The following is a 19,394-nucleotide window of genomic DNA, read 5'->3' as shown; positions in this document are numbered from 1 at the left end:
ATGATTGAACGCGGTAAATACCAATCGCTGACCATGGTCAACTGGAACGGCTTCTTTGCCCGTACGTTTGACATCGATGGTCTGGTCACCACGCTATCAGGTGGTAATGGTGCAGGTAAATCAACCACAATGGCGGCATTCATCACCGCATTGATTCCTGACCAAACGCTGCTGCACTTCCGTAACACTACAGAAGCAGGCAGCAGCCAGTCGTCTCGCGACAAAGGTTTGTACGGTAAGCTACAACCGGGCGCGTGTTACGCGGCGCTGGACGTAGTGAATTCACGTAACCAACGTCTACTGTTTGCAGTAAAACTGCAGCAAGTTGCGGGTCGTGATAAAAAAGTAGACATCAAACCGTTTGTTATCCAAGGTCTTCCAAGCCATGTGAAACCAACGGATATCTTGGTTGAAAGCGTATCTGCGACTCAAGCTCGTGTACGTCAAATCAACGAAGTAAAAGAATCGATCGCTGAGTTTGAGGGCGTTCAATTCAAAGCGTTCTCTTCTATTGTGGATTACCACGCGCAAATGTTTGAATTCGGTGTGATTCCGAAGAAACTGCGTAACTCTGGTGACCGCTCTAAATTTTACCGTCTGATCGAAGCATCGCTTTACGGTGGTATCTCAAGTGCAATTACACGCTCGCTACGTGACTACCTTCTGCCACAAAACGGCGGCGTGAAGAAAGCGTTCCAAGATATGGAATCAGCACTGCGTGAAAACCGCATGACGCTAGAAGCGATCAAAACCACGCAAGCAGACCGTGACTTGTTCAAGCATTTGATCACAGAGTCGACTAATTACGTGGCCGCGGACTACATGCGTCACGCGAACGATCGTCGTAACAAGTTAGATAAAACACTGTCATTGCGTTCAGAGCTGTTCGGATCTCGTGAAACTCTTGTTGAGCAAAACAACTTGCTTAACCGAGTCCAAGAAGAGCTAGAGCTGTTAGTTGAGTCGGAAGCGGCATTAGAGCAAGACTACCAAGCGGCTTCTGATCACTTGCAATTGGTGCAAAACGCACTGCGTCAGCAAGAGAAGATTGAACGCTACCAAGAAGATCTTGAAGAGCTGAGTGAGCGTCTTGAAGAACAGATGATGGTCGTGGAAGAAGCGCAAGAACGCGTGATGATGGTGGAAGAGCAAGCTACTGTTGCGGAAGAAGAGGTGGATAGCCTTAAGACGCAATTGGCGGACTACCAACAAGCACTCGACGTTCAACAAACTCGTGCACTTCAATACCAACAAGCAGTTCAAGCGCTGGAAAAAGCGAAACAACTACTTGGCGATGACAGCCTAACGGCAGAATCGGCACAAGCGCTTGTCTCTGAGCTTAAGAGCAAAGAATCAGAAAGTACCAACGCGTTGTTATCGGTTAAGCATAAACTGGATATGTCTTCTGCAGCGGCAGAGCAGTTCGAAACCGCGCTTAAACTGGTACAAAGCATCGTTGGTCAAGTTGAGCGTAAAGACGCGTCTGAACATGCGAAAACCGCAATTGCGAAAGCGCGTGAGTCTCAGCAAATTGCGCAAAACGAACAACAATGGCGTGCACAGCACCGTGACCTTGAGCGTAGCCTTAACCAGCAACGTCAAGCGCGTGAGCTCGTTAACGAATACCAAAAGCAGTTCCATGTTGAACTGACTGACGAAATCACGTTTGAACAAGAACGTGAGCGACACGCGATGCAAATCGACTCGCTAGAGATGACTCAAGAAGACGTGCGTGAACAACGCAGCGAACAGCGTCGTCTAGAGCAAGATGCAGCAGCGGAAATTAACAAGCTAGAAGCCATTGCACCAACGTGGATTGCGGCGAACGATGCGCTAGAAAAACTGCGTGAGCAAAGTGGCGCTGAGCTAGAAGATAGCCAGTCAGTCATGAGCCAAATGCAAGTGGTGCTTGAGCAAGAGAAGACCCTTTCTCTGGCGAAAGACAAACTGGCAGAGCGTCGTAGTCAGCTTGATACTGAGATTGAGCGTCTTGCTTCTCCTGGTGGTTCAAACGACCCTCGCCTGAAAGGTTTGGCAGATACACTAGGCGGCGTCTTGCTGTCTGAGATCTACGATGACATCACAATTGATGACGCGCCTTACTTCAGTGCGATGTACGGTCCGGCTCGTCACGCTATCGTTGTTTCTGACCTATCTGGTATCGAAGAGAAACTGGTAGAACTAGACGACTGTCCAGAAGACTTGTACATCATTGAAGGTGACATTGATGCTTTTGATGACAGCTCATTCAACGCAGAAGAGCTAGAAGGTGCGGTTTGCGTTCGCATGAACGACCGTCAAATGCGTTACTCTCGTTTGCCTGAAATCCCACTGTTTGGTCGTGCAGCACGTGAGCAGCGTTTAGAGCTACTGCGCAACGAACGTGAAGAAGTGGTCGAGAAGCACGCGAAAGCCGCGTTCGATTCGCAAAAAATGCAGCGCCTATACCAAGCGTTCAACCAGTTTGTGGCAAGCCACATTCAAGTAGCATTCGAAGCTGACCCAGAGCAAGCGCTAGCAACCATTCGCGACAAGCGAAACCAAATCGCTCGCGTACTGACTGATCTGGATGCTAAAGAGCAGCAGCAACGTTCTCAACTGCAAACCAGCAAGCAAGCGTTGTCTTCTCTAGACAAGCTAGCACCAAACATGGCGCTGATTGAAGATGAGTCGCTGCAAGCACGCTTTGACGAGTTGGAAGAGAAAATTGCTCAGCTTTCAGAAGCAAAAGCTTTCTTAAACAATCACGCGAAAGCCGTGGCGGAACTGGAAAAAGTCGCGGTTGCCCTAGATGCTGACCCAGAGCAATTCGATGCGCTAGAAGCGGAATACAAATCGGCAGACCAACAGCTGCAAGATCTTAAGAAGCAAATCTTTGCACTAGCGGATCTGGTTGAACGTCGTCACTACTTCGCTTACTCAGACTCAGTAGACTTACTGAACAAGAGCAGCGAATTGAGTGAGCAGCTAAAAGCAAAACTGGTTCAAGCTGAACAAATGCGCACACGCTCTCGTGAAGAGTTGAAGCAGTCGCAAGGTCAAATGAACCAATACAACCAAGTACTGGCATCTCTGAAGAGTTCACACCAAGCGAAGCTGGAAACGGTTCAAGAGTTCAAACAAGAGCTGCAAGAGTTTGGCGTTAACGCAGATGAAGGTGCAGAAGAACGTGCAATGCGTCGTCGTGACGAGCTGCATGAGCGTCTGCATACGTCTCGTGGCCGTAAGAGTGAATACGAACGTACCATTACTTCTACTGAGCTAGAAATGAAGGGTTTGGCGAAACGTCTGAAGAAAGTTCAGAAAGAATACGTTGAGCTACGTACTTTCGTGGTTGCCGCGAAAGCAGGCTGGTGCTCAGTACTTCGCCTAGCGCGTGAGAACGATGTTGAGCGTCGTCTACACAAACGTGAACTGGCTTACATGTCAGCGGATGAACTGCGTTCAATGTCGGATAAATCATTGGGTGCGCTACGTCTAGCGGTTGCGAACAACGATGATCTTCGTGATGCGCTGCGTCTATCAGAAGACAATGCACGTCCAGAGCGTAAGGTTCTGTTCTACATCGCGGTTTACCAACATCTTCGTGAGCGTATTCGTCAGGATATCATCCGTACCGATGACCCAGTAGAAGCAATCGAAGAAATGGAAGTAGAGCTAGCGCGTCTAACGGAAGAGCTAACGCAACGTGAAAACCGCCTAGCGATCAGCTCTGAGTCAGTAGCAAGCATCATCAAGAAGACGATTCAGCGTGAGCAAAACCGTATTCGTATGCTGAACCAAGGTTTGTCGAACATCTCGTTCGGTCAGGTGAAGGGCGTACGTCTAAACGTGAAGATCCGCGAAAGTCACGAAGTGCTACTGAACGGTCTAGCGACACAGCAAGAGCAGCATAAAGATCTGTTTGAATCGACTCGCTTTACCTTCTCTGAAGCAATGGCGAAACTGTTCCAACGCGTGAACCCACACATCGATATGGGTCAACGTTCTCCTCAGGTTCTGGGTGAAGAGTTATTGGATTACCGCAACTACCTAGAACTTAGCGTGGAAGTGAACCGTGGTACAGATGGCTGGTTGCAAGCGGAATCTGGCGCGCTATCAACAGGTGAGGCGATCGGTACTGGTCAGTCAATCCTACTGATGGTTGTTCAAAGCTGGGAAGAAGAATCACGCCGTCTGCGCAGCAAAGACATTGTACCTTGTCGTTTGCTCTTCTTGGATGAAGCAGCGCGTCTGGATACAAAATCGATCGCGACGTTGTTTGAATTGTGTGACCGTCTGGATATGCAGCTTCTTATCGCAGCGCCAGAAAACATCAGCCCAGAGAAAGGGACGACCTACAAACTGGTGCGTAAGGTGTTTAAAGATCACGAACACGTACACGTGGTTGGTTTGCGTGGCTTTGGTCAAACAGACAAACCTAAGACCGAAGCGCAAGAGATGATTGAAGAGTTTGAATCCTAAACTCCGAATCTAATAAAACGCCCGCAATGAATGCGGGCGTTTTTGTTTCTGTTCTGATGAACAACAAGCTTACAACTGAGGCGCTTGTCGTCGATATTGTCTTGGTGAGTCCCCGCTCCATTTACGAAAGGCGCAGCGGAAGTTTGCGCTGTCTGAAAAGCCAATACGTTCGGAGATCTCTTCAACGCTCATTTGTGTCGATGCGAGATAGTGACGTGCTAAGTGGAAGCGAACATGGTCGAGAATTTGCTGATAGCTGGTCTCTTCCGATTTAAGGTGGCGTCGTAGCGTTCTTGAAGACATGCCTAATTCACTGGACAGTTGCTCTATCGACGGATAGCTCCCCGGCCTTTCGACGAACATTTGTGTGATCTTCTCTTTTAAACTGGCACTGCCACTCACTTTTGCCAACATTTCATCGCAAGACTTCAAGCACATTTGCAGCGTCATTGTATTTGCTGCAGGTAGCGGCTCATAAACTGCGGTGTATTCCATGCGTTTCTCCTCTACATTCAGATATATCCTAGCGTGTATTGGGATGGTATTCAGTCATCCTTGTCTCAAAGCTGTCCGAATATCACCGTTTTTTGTCTCTTTGTAACCTGTGCGACATGTTATCAAAATGTTGTAATCGAATAAAATGCACGGTAGGAGAGAAACATGAATGTACTGGCAACGCAAAATAAGGAAATACAACGCGAACAAGGCACGTTTGCAACCAATGATCCTTTAGTCGGTGAGCTCACCATGTGGTTCTCTGAATTACAGTCTGCATACCAAGCTGAGCCAAACGCGACAGTTGCGGTGAGAAAGCACCGACTCTTGGCGTTAAAGAAACAGCTGTCCCGTTATCAAGATGTCTTGGCAGACGCTATGAGTGAAGATTTTGGCGGCCGCAGTCACACCGAGTCCATTATGGCTGATGTGCTTGCGCCTATACTCGATATCAACCATGTTGTTCGCCATCTTAAAGGTTGGATGAAGCCAAGTCGAAGACCAACAGAGTGGTTATTCAAGGGCAATAAGCTGGAAGTGCGTTATCAACCAAAAGGGGTAGTTGGTATCATCTGTCCTTGGAATTTCCCGCTTTATCTGTCTATTGGTCCTATGATCACCGCGCTAGCCGCGGGCAACCGCTGCATGATCAAGATGCCGCCAAATTGTCCAGAAACCACCCGTCAACTGCGTCGCATGCTCGGAGAAATTTACCCAGAGAATTTAGTGCGTATTGTGGATGGCAACCACCCAGAAGCGATGGAAATTTCTCATCTACCTTTTGATCACCTTGTGTTCACTGGGTCGCCAGCCAGCGGAAAAGTCATCATGGCCAATGCGGCAGCGAATCTAACGCCTGTGACCTTAGAGCTAGGTGGTAAATCCCCTGTGGTGGTATTTGATGATTATGACGTTGCAAAAGCCGCAGAGCGCATTGCTCATGGTAAAGGTTTTAATTCAGGGCAAATTTGTATCGCACCAGATTACGCGTTTGTACCAGAAGGTAAGCAAGCAGCGTTTGTTGAGGCGTTAAAGCACGCACATCAAACCATGTACGGAGAGATCAAAGCCAATCAGGATTACACCGCGTTAGTCGATGATGCCCAGCACAAACGATTCCACGATCTACTGGCGGATGCACGTGATAAAGGGGCGACTATCACTCAATGCCTCGACTATGGTGAAGGGCGTAAAACACCGCTGTACATCGCTACCAACCTGACACCCGAAATGCGTATTTGCCAAGAGGAAATCTTTGGCCCGCTTCTTCCTATTCACACTTACCGTTCTCTCGATGAGGTAATTCAATACATTATCGAGAGGCCACGACCGCTAGCATGTTACTTATTTAGCAATAATGCCGCGCAACGCGAAATCTTGCTTACTCAAACCCATAGTGGTGGTGTCACGATCAACGACTGGGGGTGGCATGTACTCAACCATTCTGTGCCATTTGGTGGCGTGGGTAACTCCGGCATTGGTAATTACCATGGAGAAGAAGGTTTTCGCGAACTCAGCCATGCGCGCACGGTACTAAAAATGCGCGATTGGTTCCCGATTCAGTTGTTTGCACCGCCATATGGCAACATGGTGCAGAAGCTGGTACTGCGAGTGTTTGCGGGCAAACCCGACCCAGATTTAAACAAGCACTCATAACCCTCAATACTTACCTCTCTACATAAAGAATCTTCAGCAGCCAGTGCTCGCTGGCTGCCTTGCGACCAAAGGAGATCATGGATGCACAACCTTGCTGTCAATCTGGAGCGCAGTGCTGCGCTCTTTCCTTCAAAAGCTGCGCTCAGGATGGGCGATGATGAAATCAACTACGCACTGCTCGACAAATTTGCAGGCAATATTGCTACGAACCTAAGTCGACTTGGACTAAAAGTTGGTGACAAAGTTGCACTGTCTTGTCCAAACATTACTTACTTCCCAATCGTGTATTACGGGATTTTAAAAGCAGGCTGTGTCGTAGTTCCTTTGAATGTGCTGTTTAAAGGCCGTGAGATTGCTTACCACCTCAACGACTCTGATGCAAAAGCGTATTTCTGCTTTGAAGGAAGCGAAGAGCTGCCAATGGGAAGCTACGGTAGACACGGTTTCTCTGAAGCTGAGCAGTGCGAACACTTTATCTCTTTGTCAGAACGATGCAGAGAAGAAGAGCACGCTGTTGATGCTTGGCTTATGCAAGACAATAAGCCGTTTGAGTCAATCACCAGAAATGGTGACGATACCGCCGTTATTCTTTATACCTCAGGCACGACTGGTCAGCCGAAAGGGGCAGAGTTATCTCACACCAACATGTTAACGAACGCTATGTCTTCCCAGTATCTGATGCGGTTGGAATACAGTGATACCACCATGGCAACCTTGCCGCTGTTCCACAGTTTTGGTCAGACCGTGATGATGAATGCCAGTGTGCTGACAGGCTCTACTATGGTGTTGATCCCGCGCTTTGAGCCAAAGTTTGTGATTGAACAAATCATCCAGCATAAAGTCAGCGTGTTTGCAGGTGTGCCTACAATGTACATCGCATTACTCAGAGCGGGTGAGCAATCTCCGGAGCATTCCGAATTAGTAAAGCACAGTCTTCGCATAGGAGTGTCTGGTGGGGCTTCTATGCCTGTAGAAGTGATTCGTCAATTTGAACAACGCTTTGAGCTGCCAGTATTGGAGGGTTATGGATTATCAGAAACCGCACCAGTGGCCACGTTTAATCATAGTGATGGAGACCGACTACCAGGCAGTGTCGGACAACCATTATGTGGCTACGTGATTAAGATTGCGGACGTAAAAGGTCACGCCCAAGCCGTGGGTGAATTAGGGGAAGTCTGCATAAAAAGCCCAAGTGTAATGAAAGGCTATTACGGACGACCAGAAGCAACTCGTGAGGCGTTGCGCGATGGTTGGTTCTTAACGGGCGATATTGGACGAGTGGATAAACACGGCAACTTGTTCATTGTCGACCGCGTTAAAGACATGATTATCCGAGGCGGTTATAACGTCTATCCGCGTGAAATAGAAGAAGTCTTAATGTGTCATCCTGATGTAGAAATGGTCGCTGTTGTCGGTGAACACGATGACCGCCTTGGTGAAGAGGTACATGCGCATGTTGTGCTTCATCAAGATGCAAAAACGGATAGTCATACTTTGATTACTTGGTGTAGAGAGCAACTTGCTGATTACAAATACCCACGTCGTGTCTTCATTCGCAAAGCACTGCCTATGACGGCAACGGGAAGATCCTTAAACGGGAGCTTCATCCTTTAGATGTCGCGGAGGTCGAAGATGGACAGTTATGATTTTATTGTAGTCGGTGGTGGTTCTGCGGGTTGTGTTTTAGCGTCTCGACTCACCGAGGACCCTGATGTCACCGTGTGTTTGTTGGAGGCGGGTGGTACCGATTCGAGCCCTTTTATTCATACGCCAGTGGGTGTAGTGGCAATGATGCCGACCAAGATAAACAACTGGGGGTTTGAAACGGTTCCTCAAGCTGGACTGAATGGCCGCAAAGGCTACCAACCAAGAGGAAAAACTTTAGGTGGCTCGAGTTCTATCAATGCGATGATGTACGCCAGAGGGCATCAATATGATTACGACCTTTGGGCCAGTCTTGGCAACGAAGGTTGGAGTTATGACGATTGCTTACCGTATTTCAAGAAAGCAGAAAATAACGAAGTTCACCAAGATGATTATCATGGACAAGGTGGGCCACTGAACGTCGCGAACTTACGCTCGCCAAGTGATGTTCTTGAGCGTTATTTAACCGCCTGTGAGTCGATAGGTATACCTCGTAATCACGATATCAACGGAGCCGACCAGTTTGGTGCTATGCCAACCCAAGTAACGCAGCGTAATGGGGAGCGATGCAGCGCCGCAAAAGCCTATCTGACTCCAAACCTGAACCGACCTAATCTGACTGTCTTGACCAAAGCTACGACTCATAAAGTGTTGTTTGAAGGAAATCGAGCTGTTGGAGTTGAGTATGGTCTGAAAGGACAGAGCTTTCAGATCAAATGCACGAAAGAAGTGATTCTTTCAGCTGGGGCGTTTGGCTCTCCGCAGATCCTGATGCTTTCAGGTGTGGGGGCAAAGAAAGAATTAGAATCCCACGGAATCGAGCAAATCCATGAATTGCCCGGTGTCGGGGAGAATCTGCAGGATCATATTGATTTGGTTCATACTTACCGGAGCAGCGCGAAGCGAGATACGTTTGGTGTATCATTCAAAATGGCATCCGAAATGACTAAGGCTTTACCACAGTGGATGAAAACACGTAGTGGGAAAATGACCAGTAATTTTGCAGAAGGTATAGGGTTCTTGCGTTCAGATGATGATGTCGACGTGCCCGATCTAGAGTTTGTCTTTGTGGTGGCGGTGGTTGACGATCACGCTCGTAAGATCCACGCTAGTCACGGGTTTAGTTCGCATGTGACGTTACTTCGACCGAAAAGTATTGGGACGGTTAAGCTAAACAGTGCAAACCCTTATGATGTACCAAAGATCGACCCTGCTTTTTTCAGTCACCCTGAAGACATGGAAATCATGATTAAAGGCTGGAAGAAGCAACACCAAATGCTGGAAAGCCAAGCGTTTGATGACATACGCGGGGCCAGCTTTTATCCTGTGGATGCGAACGATGAGAAAGCCATCGAGCAAGATATTCGTAACCGAGCGGATACCCAATATCATCCCGTAGGCTCCTGCAAAATGGGTATGGCGAACGATCCTTTCGCCGTGGTAGATAGCAATCTTAAGGTTTATGGATTAGAGGCACTAAGAGTTGTCGACGCGTCGATTATGCCGACGCTAGTGGGCGGGAATACCAATGCGCCAACCATTATGATCGCGGAGAAAGTGGCGGATACCATCAAAGCTAGTTATCGCTTAGATGAGAGTATTGAGAAGCAAGCCACCGCTTCGATATAAGTTACACCCTTCAAAAAATAAAATAAGCCGAGGCTGTAGGACAACAGTCTCGGCTTATTAGCAGGCACTTAAAAGCGAAAAGGTAAGTGCTATTCTTCTGAAAAGTCGTTTCCGGTTTCGATCATTTCAGCAAGCTCATCAAGTGCTTGGACAGAGATTTCCGACAAACGTTGTAAATGTTTATCAAAGTTCTCTTGTTCAACAAGCGGTGTTTCATTGTTATTAATTTCTTTTGTTAGCATCGCCCAACCTCTTGAGTTGAGTAAGGGGGAGACGACATGATAAGCAAAAGTATGAGAAAAAAAGAAACGATCCATGTGTAATCTGTTAGCTGGATCATCGATTGCAGTGATAGAAGTGATGAATTACTTAGAAAGCGAGCGATAGAGCTCAAATATGAAAGGTTAGCTAGCAGCTACGTTAATAGCTGCTAGCAAAGAGGTTAGAACTGAGATTTAGAACCAAACTGTTCAGCAGCGTAAGCAACGCGCTCTTTTGGTTTTGGATATTCGGCCGGCATACCAAGGTTTTCAATGTGTTTTAAACGAGGTAGCAAACCCGCGCCGTTGGCGATTTGAATAGCCAAACCCGGACGAGCGTTCAACTCCAACACCATTGGTCCTTCTTCTTTGTCCAACACCATGTCAGTACCCATGTAACCAAGTCCTGTCATTTCCCACGCACTCGATGCAAGCTCTAATAAGCGCTCCCAATGAGGTACTTGTAGGGTTGATAGATCTTTGCCAGTATCTGGGTGATGCGTAACAGGTTGGTCAAATTGCACCGCACGAATGGCTTTGCCTGTCGCAATATCAATACCAACGCCTACTGCACCTTGGTGAAGGTTGGCCTTGCCATCTGAGGCTGCAGTAGAGCAGCGCATCATTGCCATCACTGGGTAGCCTTTAAAGACGATAATACGAACGTCAGGCACGCCTTCGTAACTGAAACCATCAAAACAGTCATCGAACTTGATTAGGTTTTCTACGACTGCAACGTCATTCTTACCACCTAGAGAAAACAGACCAGCCAGTGCGTTACTGATATGGCGTTCTACATCCTCTTTATTGATGGTTGCACCAGATGGCTTGGTGTAAACGCCATCTTTGTGCGAAGTGATAACAAGGATACCCTTACCACCACTTCCTTGCGCTGGCTTGATTACAAAACCTGGCCAGTCCAATACCATCTTGTGGATCTTTTTGACTTCAGCTTGGCTGTCAATCACGCCGATAAGAGCAGGCACTGTCGCACCTGCTGCTTCAGCAATGATTTTTGTCTTTAGCTTGTCATCCACCAACGGGTATTTTGAGCGATCATTGTAGCGACCAATATAGCTATGGTTACGCTTGTTCATCCCCATAATGCCTTTATGGCGAAGCTTAGCTGGCGAAGTGAAACGTTCAAACATCGTTTAGTCCTCCGCTAGTGGCTTAAATCGACGTAGCTCTGTTAGACGGTAGCCTGTGTAAGTACCTAGTAATAGGATGCCTGCAAGAACAATCAGTTGTAGGCCAATGAAGTTAAACGTTAAGTGTTGGATATAAACGTTCGTCATCGCTAGGTAAACCAAGACAGCGGTTAGTAGTGAACCACCACCTTGAAGAACTACTTCTTTCGCACCTTCTTCTTCCCATAGAATCGACATACGTTCGATCGTCCATGACAAGATGATCATAGGGAAGAACGTAATTGTTAGACCTTCTGTTAGGCCAATCTTGAATGCGACTACGGTGAAGACCGAGATGATCATAATTACGGTTATGATTACGGCGGATATCCTTGCAACCAGAAGTAAGTTAAGCCTCGAGAGGTAACTTCGTATTATCAAGCCAGTACCGACAATTAATAGGAAGCCGACAATACCAGTTACCAGTTGCGTTTGAACAAAGGCAACCGCAATCAGTACTGGCATGAAGGTACCCGAAGTTTTCAGACCGATGATGACACGTAGGAACACAACAATCAGTGCACCGATTGGGATCAACATGATGGTCTTAAACATGGCTTGCTCTTCAAGTGGCAAGCTATGGATAGAAAGGTTGAGTAGGCCATCCGCTTCCACTTTATTGTCAGTGGCTTGCTGTGGAGTCACTTCCTGCTTAATCATAGAGAAGTGAACTTGGCTGTTTTTACCGCCAACTAAGTCAAGTAGGGAAACGTTCGATTCATCCCATACGAGAAGGTTAGGTTGTGCTGCGGCTTGCTCTGAATTTGGCGAGAAGAGAACCCATTCTTCCCCCGACCATACCTGAACCATAGGCTGAATAGCTTGACGACGGCGGCCGTCTTCTAATTCGATTACACCAACGATTTTGCTTTGCACACCTGCAGTAAGTAGGATCTTGTGTAATGCATCGGTACGATCAAAGTCATTAAGAATCAGCGCTGAGTTTTGGCTGTCTGGATCGTTTAGCGTTTTGATCAGCTCGCGAGCAAAGGTGACATTGTCTGCTGAGCGGCTCATTGCACGTTCAATCAATGCATTTGCGGCGGCTTGTTGCGGCGCTGAAAGGGTAGGTTTTGTGATTTCACCTGCAGGTGGCTGTTCATCCACTTTTGCTTGTGGGTCAACTAAGAACTGGGCTTTGTAGTAAATAGTTTGTGGGCCACTTGCTTGACGGATTGACCATTCTGCACGACGACCAGAGTCTGAGTTGACGTAAGAAACGCCGTAACCTGGAGACGATGCTGATTCACCAATCAGGGTGTAACCATTTTGAGTATGCGGCGCAGCAAGAGAAGCTTTTACTTCATTGCCATTCGCATTAAATTCGATACGGGCTTCAACATCCCAAATTTGACGTGTTTCACCTGGAGTCCAAGGTACGCCGTAATTCTGATGTCTGAAAACACTCAAAGCGATGCCTGCAATCACCAACAGGATGATTGACAGGTAAAACGGTATTCTGGACGTCATAATCTACCTTATTATTTTTTATCTTCTTCCGTTTGAACGTATTTACGGCTCACATCAACGAGTGCGATGTCGCGCATAAACTCTCTTCCTAGTAACACAGGATGGTTCATTTGAGAACGATCTGCCAACGTAAATTGCGCTTTTTCATGAATTTTTCCAACGCGCACCCAAAGTTCAACAACAGCTCGACGCTCTAGTTCTTCAGTGGTTGCTTGACGGATTTTCACGTAGCGAATAATTGGCGCTTCAATCCAAATGTCTTTCTCTTCATCTGACTTGGTATTGTCAGCAAGATGGAAACGCACCCAGTTTTTGCCATTTCTTTCGAATTCTTCAATATCGACTGCATTTAATGAAGACGTTGCTGCGCCAGTATCGACACGTGCATCGAAAGTTTGTTTGATGGAGTCAATAGTCACTCGCTCTATGGAGCCCAGGACAATGTCATGAGTAGGAGTCGCCTGAACAGGCGCAGGAGCTTGAACGATAATAGGCTCTTTCGGCTTTCTTACTTCGTCCATCGCTTCTTTACGGAAGGTATTGAGTTCGCCATTTAACTTATCCACTTGGCCTTCTAAACTTTCGATGTAATCCGATTGGTTACTAAGTTGAAGCTCTAAGTTGGTAACGCGAGTATTGAAATTCGTCTCTGAAGCTTGAATAGCGGCTAACGTTTCTTGGTGGTACTGTTCGCCTTTTGTAAGGGTACATCCTGACAATAGGGCGATTGCAACAACCGGAGTCAATCGTATAAACATTGAAAACCTTGGGATTGGATTAAGTTGTTTGTTTTTTAAGAGTTTAGCGTTATCGCCAAAGGCTCACAAGTAAGAATCTCTCGCAGTCTCTTACAGAGTGAGGAATAGTGACGAAAAGCCAAAAAATTAAGGACGCAATATGCATCCTTAATTAGATTGAAGAGAGGTTAATGTCTTAAAGGAAGGAGTGAGTTAAGACAATGTCAGAAATCTCAGTTAATTATGGCTTAGTTGCGACAAGTACCGCACGACGAGGGGCAGGGTAGCCTTCAACGGTTTTCGTTGGGTCGTTTGGATCAAGGTAGTCAGGCAGTGAGTTATGTGTCATCCAGTCAGTAGTACGTTGTTCTCCGACTGACGTTACATTCTCATCTACGATACGAACGTCTTTAAAGCCAACCAATTCTAGCCAAACTTTTAGTGCTTTCGCTGAAGGAAAGAAATACACATTACGCATTTGCGCGTAACGAGAAGTCGGAACCAATACTGCGTTCTCATCGCCTTCAATCACTAGTGTCTCTAGTACAAGCTCACCGCCTGCCACTAACTGGTCTTTCAGTTGCACTAAGTGATCCAGTGGAGAACGACGGTGGTAAAGGACGCCCATACTAAATACAGTGTCGAACGCTTCTAACTTTGGTAGTTGTTCAATACCTAATGGAAGAAGGTGAGCGCGTTGGTCATCGCCCATTAACTTACGAATCGCTTCGAACTGAATTAGGAACAGGTGAGAAGGGTCGATACCAACCGTTAGGCGTGCACCTTCACCTAGCATGCGCCACATGTGGTAGCCGTTGCCACAACCCACATCTAATACGCTGCGGTTTTTTAGTGGCGAGATGTGCGGAAGAACGCGATCCCATTTCCAGTCACTGCGCCATTCAGTATCGATATGAATACCGTGCACTGTGTATGGACCTTTGCGCCATGGGTGGAACGTACGCAGCAGGCTTTCTAGCTTTTTCAGCTCACCTTCATGAAAAGGCGTATCGTTGCTGATGGTTACTGAGTTTTTGATGTCCACTTGGTTTGGTGCACCTTGTGGGATCTTGTTCAGCGCTTTTAGCCAGCGACCAAAATCACCGTGCTCAGCATTTTGCCAATCTGTTAACTGTTGAGGTAATACGTTTAGCCACGGCTGAAGACGAGTGTCTTGCGCGATTAACTGATAAAAATTAGCAAAATTAAACATAGTTTTTCACTGAGTAATAAATTAAAAAATTGACACTAAATGCGAAACGTTAAGACTTTCTCGCTTCTCGCTTCTCGCTTCTCGCTTCTCGCTTCTCGCTTCTCGCTTCTCGCTTCTCGCTTCTCGCTATTTAATCGCAAACATCGAACCGAAGTTAAAGCACTGGAACCAAACGTCGTAGCTTGAGAAACCAATTTTCGCGAAACGCTCTTTATGATCTTTCTTCGAATCAGGGCGCATCACGTTTTCAATTGCGCTGCGCTTCTGGCTGATTTCCAGCTCACTGTAGCCGTTCGCACGTTTAAAGTCGTGATGAAGATCGATCAGTAGCTCATTGGATACTTCATCTTCAAACACAAACTTCTCAGACAGAATCAAAATGCCACCTGGGCGCAAACCCGCGTAGATTTTCTCTAGTAGCGCATAGCGGTCTTCTGGAGAAAGGAATTGCAGTGTGAAGTTCAGCACCACAACAGATGCGTTTTCGATTTCGATATTACGAATGTCCGCTTCTACTACATCAACTGGCGTATCACTGCGGTACGCGTTGACGTGAAGCTTACAGCGCTCAACCATCGCAGGAGAGTTATCCACTGCAATGATTTGGCAACCTTCTTGTTTGATATGACGACGCATAGACAGCGTAGCAGCACCCAAAGAACAACCTAGGTCATAGATGTTTGAGTGAGGCTTAACAAAACGCTCTGCCAACATACCAATTGCAGAAATGATGTTGCTGTAACCCGGCACCGATCGTTGAATCATGTCTGGGAAAACTTCCGCTACGCGTTCATCGAACGTGAAATCCCCAATTTTATCGATTGGAGCCGAAAAAATAGTATCTGGATTGCTCTTAGGGTTCATAACCAAATCTCTGCATACAAGCCGCCTGAAATGTCAGGCATCAAAAAAGGCGCGTATTTTATGGGAAATTCGCGCCTCTGTCATTTGCTTAATTATAAGCTTGTCTAAAACATTTGTATTTGCGAGTTGCCATCGTTGGCAGGAAATACAGACAAATTTGGCAGTGAGAGCTTAAGTTGTAGCTGCTTATAAAGCTTTTCAGCCAGTTCTGGTGCTAAGACGTTATCTGGCGTGTGAATCATCAAGTACGGTTGAATACCTTGTTCAATCCACATCGGCAGCTTGTTCAACCAAGGTTCGAAAAAATGCAGGTTGTCGTCCATGTCGGGATGACCGATAAAACGAATCATCGGGTGCTTGGCGGTTGCTATTGCATGAACCGGGACGCGAGGCTTTTTCTGATGGGCATCGATCACTGCTTCTGTTGTCGGCTGCGCGGCGAATACCGGGCGGCTGTCCATAATAATACGGTCAATGCCGCTCTCTAACAGCCACTGATTCAACGCACGCTCTTCTTCACCTTTGGAGAAAAAAGCCATATGACGAACTTCCACCCCAAGGGGGAAATTCGGCGGAAAGCTGGCACAGAATTTCTTCAATCTATCGAGATGTTCTGGACCAAATGCAGCAGGGAGCTGAATCGTCCATTGCCCAACACGTTCATGAAGCGGTTCCATGATCGTCATAAAGTCACGTAGCTGCTCGTCGCAACCTCTGAGCATTTGTTCGTGAGTAATCGCTTTTGGCAACTTAAAGGTGAATTTGAAATCGTCGTGAGTCGCGGCTTTCCAGTTTTGCACCGTGTTGAGCGTCGGTGTGGCATAAAAGGTGGTGTTGCCTTCTACCGTGTGGAACACCTGCGCGTACTTTTCGAGTCGCTCTGCAGGCTTGGTGCCACTGCCGTAAAAGCTTTGTTGCCACTGGTTGTGTGACCACATGGTCAATCCAAGTCGAAGGGGTAAATTATCCATATCTCTGCTTTACGTTTTTTCCTGAGCCCACTTTACGAGAGTTTTGCTGAAATGGGTAATTTCACGCTATAATCCCCACCAATTTTTTCGCTTTGGTGCGCTTTTGAACATTTGTTGTACTAAAAACCACCAATGAATGATAAAACACACTTAATTGTATGTTGAGTAGTCGATTTTCATAGGCTTTCAGCGTATAAATGGATCTTTACTCTGCTCGGCAATGAGGCTGACAGAGCGTAGTTAACAATATTTGAGAGATTGGGAATTTCATTATGCGTACCCATTACTGTGGTCACCTGAACAAGTCCCTTGCAGGACAAACTGTAGAACTTTGCGGCTGGGTTAACCGTCGTCGTGATTTAGGCGGTCTTATTTTTATCGATATGCGAGATCGCGAAGGTATCGTTCAGGTAGTTGTTGATCCAGATATGGCAGATGCGTATGAAGTGGCTAACACACTTCGTAATGAATTCTGTATCAAGCTAACTGGTGAAGTTCGCGTTCGTCCAGAAAACCAAGTAAACAAAGACATGGCAACAGGTGAAGTTGAGATCCTTGCGAAAGGTCTTGAAATCATCAACCGTTCTGACGTTCTGCCTCTAGACTTCAACCAAAAGAACTCTGAAGAGCAACGTTTGAAGTACCGTTACCTAGATCTACGTCGTCCAGAAATGAGCGACCGTATCAAGCTACGTGCTAAAGCGTCTAGCTTTGTTCGTCGTTTCCTAGATGACAACGGCTTCCTAGACATCGAAACACCAGTACTAACAAAAGCGACACCAGAAGGCGCTCGTGACTACCTAGTACCTAGCCGTGTTCACAAAGGCAGCTTCTACGCGCTTCCTCAGTCTCCACAGCTATTCAAACAGCTTCTAATGATGTCTGGTTTTGACCGTTACTACCAAATCGTTAAGTGTTTCCGTGATGAAGACTTGCGTGCTGACCGTCAACCAGAATTCACTCAGATCGATATTGAAACGTCATTCATGACGGCTGACCAAGTTCGTGCAACGACTGAGAAAATGGTTCGTGAAATGTGGCAAGAGCTACTGAACGTTGACCTAGGTGAATTCCCAGTAATGCCATTCAGCGAAGCGATTCGTCGTTTCGGTTCTGACAAGCCAGACCTACGTAACCCACTAGAGCTAGTAGACGTTGCTGACCTAGTGAAAGACGTTGAGTTCAAAGTATTCTCTGGCCCAGCAAACGACGAGAAAGGTCGCGTTGCAGTTATCCGCGTACCAGGTGGTGCTGAGCTTACTCGTAAGCAAATCGACGGTTACGCAGAATTCGTAGGTATCTACGGTGCGAAAGGTCTAGCATGGATGAAGGTTAACGACCGTGCAGCAGGCATGGAAGGCATCCAATCTCCAGTAGCTAAATTCCTAAACGAAGACGTGATCAACGGTATTCTAGATCGCACTCAAGCGGAATCTGGCGACATCATCCTATTTGGCGCAGACAAAGCTAACATCGTTGCTGAAGCACTAGGTGCACTTCGTCTTAAACTTGGTAAAGACCTAGGTCTAACTAAAGAAGGCACTTGGGCTCCATTATGGGTTGTTGACTTCCCTATGTTCGAAGAAGACGACGAAGGCAACCTACACGCGATGCACCACCCATTCACATCGCCTCTAGGTGTGACTGCGGAAGAGCTAAAAGCGAACCCAGCAGTAGCGAACTCAAACGCATACGACATGGTTCTAAACGGCTACGAAGTGGGCGGCGGTTCTGTACGTATTCACAACGCAGAAATGCAAGCAGCGGTATTCGATATTCTAGGTATCGATGCAGACGAGCAAAAACTGAAGTTTGGTTTCCTATTGGAAGCGCTGAAATTCGGTACGCCACCTCACGCAGGTCTTGCATTCGGTCTAGACCGTCTAGTAATGCTGCTATGTGGTACTGAGAACATCCGTGATGTTATCGCATTCCCTAAAACAACAGCAGCGGCGTGTCTACTAACAGACGCTCCAAGCCTTGCAAACCCAGCGGCTCTAGAAGAGCTAGCAATTGCAGTAACAGTTGCGAAAGAAAAAGACGCAGAATAAGCGCACAACTATATTAAACAAAAACTCCCGCACTTGCGGGAGTTTTTGTTTTAATGGCATATATTCTCATACTTACAGTGAGTTATTGATTAGGATACTTCATGTCAATTATTTTGGGCATTGACCCAGGCTCCCGCATTACTGGTTATGGCGTGATTCGCCAACAAGGCCGTCATCTGCAATATCTAGGCAGTGGTTGTATTCGTACTTCTGAAAAAGAATTGCCGGGCCGCCTTAAGCAGATCTATGCGGGCGTGACAGAAATCATCACTCAGTTCCAACCAGATGTATTTGCTATTGAGCAAGTCTTTATGGCGAAGAACGCAGACTCAGCACTTAAGCTAGGTCAGGCTCGTGGTAGTGCTATCGTGGCTGCGGTTAACGCCGACCTTCCCGTGTATGAATATGCCGCTCGTCTTATCAAACAAGCGGTGACGGGGAGTGGTGGTGCAGACAAAGTACAGGTTCAACACATGGTTCAACACATGCTTAAGTTGCCAGCGAAACCCCAAGCCGATGCTGCCGATGCGTTAGGTGTCGCCATTTGTCATGCCAATACCAACAAGACGCTGGTGGCGCTTGCGGGTAAAGCAACTAGTGCGAGAAAAGGACGTTACCGTTAAGCGTGTTCGCGTATTAAAAAATGAGTTACCTCAGATTGATTTAGAGATTCAGTTGCCTCAAAAATCTAACCGAACGGCATAAAGGACTGGATGTCTATCCAGTTCTTTATTATCCTGTCGCAAATTC

General features: G+C 46.9%; 12 protein-coding genes and 2 pseudogenes. 6 read left to right on the top strand and 8 right to left on the bottom strand.

The window, feature by feature from the left end:
• Nucleotides 1-4,464, top strand: coding sequence for a chromosome partition protein MukB (gene mukB / locus C1S74_RS05370; RefSeq protein WP_045400800.1), 4,464 nt, complete (start codon nucleotides 1-3; stop codon nucleotides 4,462-4,464).
• A 69-nt stretch (nucleotides 4,465-4,533) separates the two neighbouring features.
• Here the strand turns inward: mukB and C1S74_RS05365 are convergent.
• Nucleotides 4,534-4,944 (bottom strand): annotated as a pseudogene (locus C1S74_RS05365) (helix-turn-helix transcriptional regulator); the annotation flags it as partial.
• Nucleotides 4,945-5,124: 180 nt separating this feature from the next.
• Here C1S74_RS05365 and C1S74_RS05360 point away from each other — a divergent pair.
• From C1S74_RS05360 to C1S74_RS05350, 3 genes and pseudogenes are all read left to right on the top strand, one after another.
• Entirely contained in the window at nucleotides 5,125-6,615 is a 1,491-nt protein-coding gene (locus tag C1S74_RS05360; protein ID WP_045400661.1) for a coniferyl aldehyde dehydrogenase, read from the top strand.
• 81 nt (nucleotides 6,616-6,696) lie between these two features.
• Nucleotides 6,697-8,261 (top strand): annotated as a pseudogene (locus C1S74_RS05355) (long-chain-fatty-acid--CoA ligase).
• Nucleotides 8,248-9,888, top strand: a complete 1,641-nt coding sequence (locus C1S74_RS05350) for a GMC family oxidoreductase (RefSeq protein WP_045400667.1) — start codon at nucleotides 8,248-8,250, stop codon at nucleotides 9,886-9,888. Before C1S74_RS05355 ends, C1S74_RS05350 begins: the two are co-directional and overlap by 14 nt.
• An 89-nt stretch (nucleotides 9,889-9,977) precedes the next feature.
• On the opposite strand, the gene C1S74_RS05345 is transcribed toward C1S74_RS05350, so the two are convergent.
• The 7 genes from C1S74_RS05345 to C1S74_RS05310 form a co-directional block, all read right to left on the bottom strand.
• On the bottom strand, nucleotides 9,978-10,205 hold the full coding sequence (locus C1S74_RS05345) for a hypothetical protein (protein WP_167391135.1): 228 nt from the start codon (nucleotides 10,203-10,205) through the stop codon (nucleotides 9,978-9,980).
• Nucleotides 10,206-10,330: 125 nt separating this feature from the next.
• Nucleotides 10,331-11,299, bottom strand: a complete 969-nt coding sequence (locus tag C1S74_RS05340) for an alpha-L-glutamate ligase-like protein (protein ID WP_038866784.1) — start codon at nucleotides 11,297-11,299, stop codon at nucleotides 10,331-10,333.
• A gap of 3 nt (nucleotides 11,300-11,302) precedes the next feature.
• Nucleotides 11,303-12,808: an inactive transglutaminase family protein gene (locus C1S74_RS05335; protein ID WP_038866785.1), complete on the bottom strand. Its 1,506-nt coding sequence runs from the start codon at nucleotides 12,806-12,808 to the stop codon at nucleotides 11,303-11,305.
• Nucleotides 12,809-12,819: 11 nt separating this feature from the next.
• Complete coding sequence (locus C1S74_RS05330) at nucleotides 12,820-13,566, bottom strand: ATP-dependent zinc protease family protein (protein WP_038866788.1); 747 nt, start codon at nucleotides 13,564-13,566, stop codon at nucleotides 12,820-12,822.
• A gap of 220 nt (nucleotides 13,567-13,786) precedes the next feature.
• On the bottom strand, nucleotides 13,787-14,758 hold the full coding sequence (cmoB, locus tag C1S74_RS05320) for a tRNA 5-methoxyuridine(34)/uridine 5-oxyacetic acid(34) synthase CmoB (protein WP_038875968.1): 972 nt from the start codon (nucleotides 14,756-14,758) through the stop codon (nucleotides 13,787-13,789).
• 126 nt (nucleotides 14,759-14,884) lie between these two features.
• On the bottom strand, nucleotides 14,885-15,622 hold the full coding sequence (cmoA, locus tag C1S74_RS05315; protein WP_029831835.1) for a carboxy-S-adenosyl-L-methionine synthase CmoA: 738 nt from the start codon (nucleotides 15,620-15,622) through the stop codon (nucleotides 14,885-14,887).
• 104 nt (nucleotides 15,623-15,726) lie between these two features.
• On the bottom strand, nucleotides 15,727-16,593 hold the full coding sequence (locus tag C1S74_RS05310) for a DUF72 domain-containing protein (RefSeq protein WP_045400672.1): 867 nt from the start codon (nucleotides 16,591-16,593) through the stop codon (nucleotides 15,727-15,729).
• Nucleotides 16,594-16,865: 272 nt separating this feature from the next.
• On the opposite strand from C1S74_RS05310, the gene aspS reads away from it, so the two are divergent.
• Together aspS and ruvC are read left to right on the top strand one after the other, a co-directional pair.
• Complete coding sequence (gene aspS / locus C1S74_RS05305) at nucleotides 16,866-18,644, top strand: aspartate--tRNA ligase (RefSeq protein WP_045400675.1); 1,779 nt, start codon at nucleotides 16,866-16,868, stop codon at nucleotides 18,642-18,644.
• A gap of 101 nt (nucleotides 18,645-18,745) precedes the next feature.
• Nucleotides 18,746-19,267, top strand: coding sequence for a crossover junction endodeoxyribonuclease RuvC (gene ruvC, locus C1S74_RS05300; RefSeq protein ID WP_045400677.1), 522 nt, complete (start codon nucleotides 18,746-18,748; stop codon nucleotides 19,265-19,267).
• Nucleotides 19,268-19,394 lie beyond the last annotated feature (127 nt).

This window comes from Vibrio hyugaensis, assembly GCF_002906655.1.
Classification (GTDB): domain Bacteria; phylum Pseudomonadota; class Gammaproteobacteria; order Enterobacterales; family Vibrionaceae; genus Vibrio; species Vibrio hyugaensis.
This window is presented reverse-complemented; position numbering and strand designations above follow the sequence as displayed.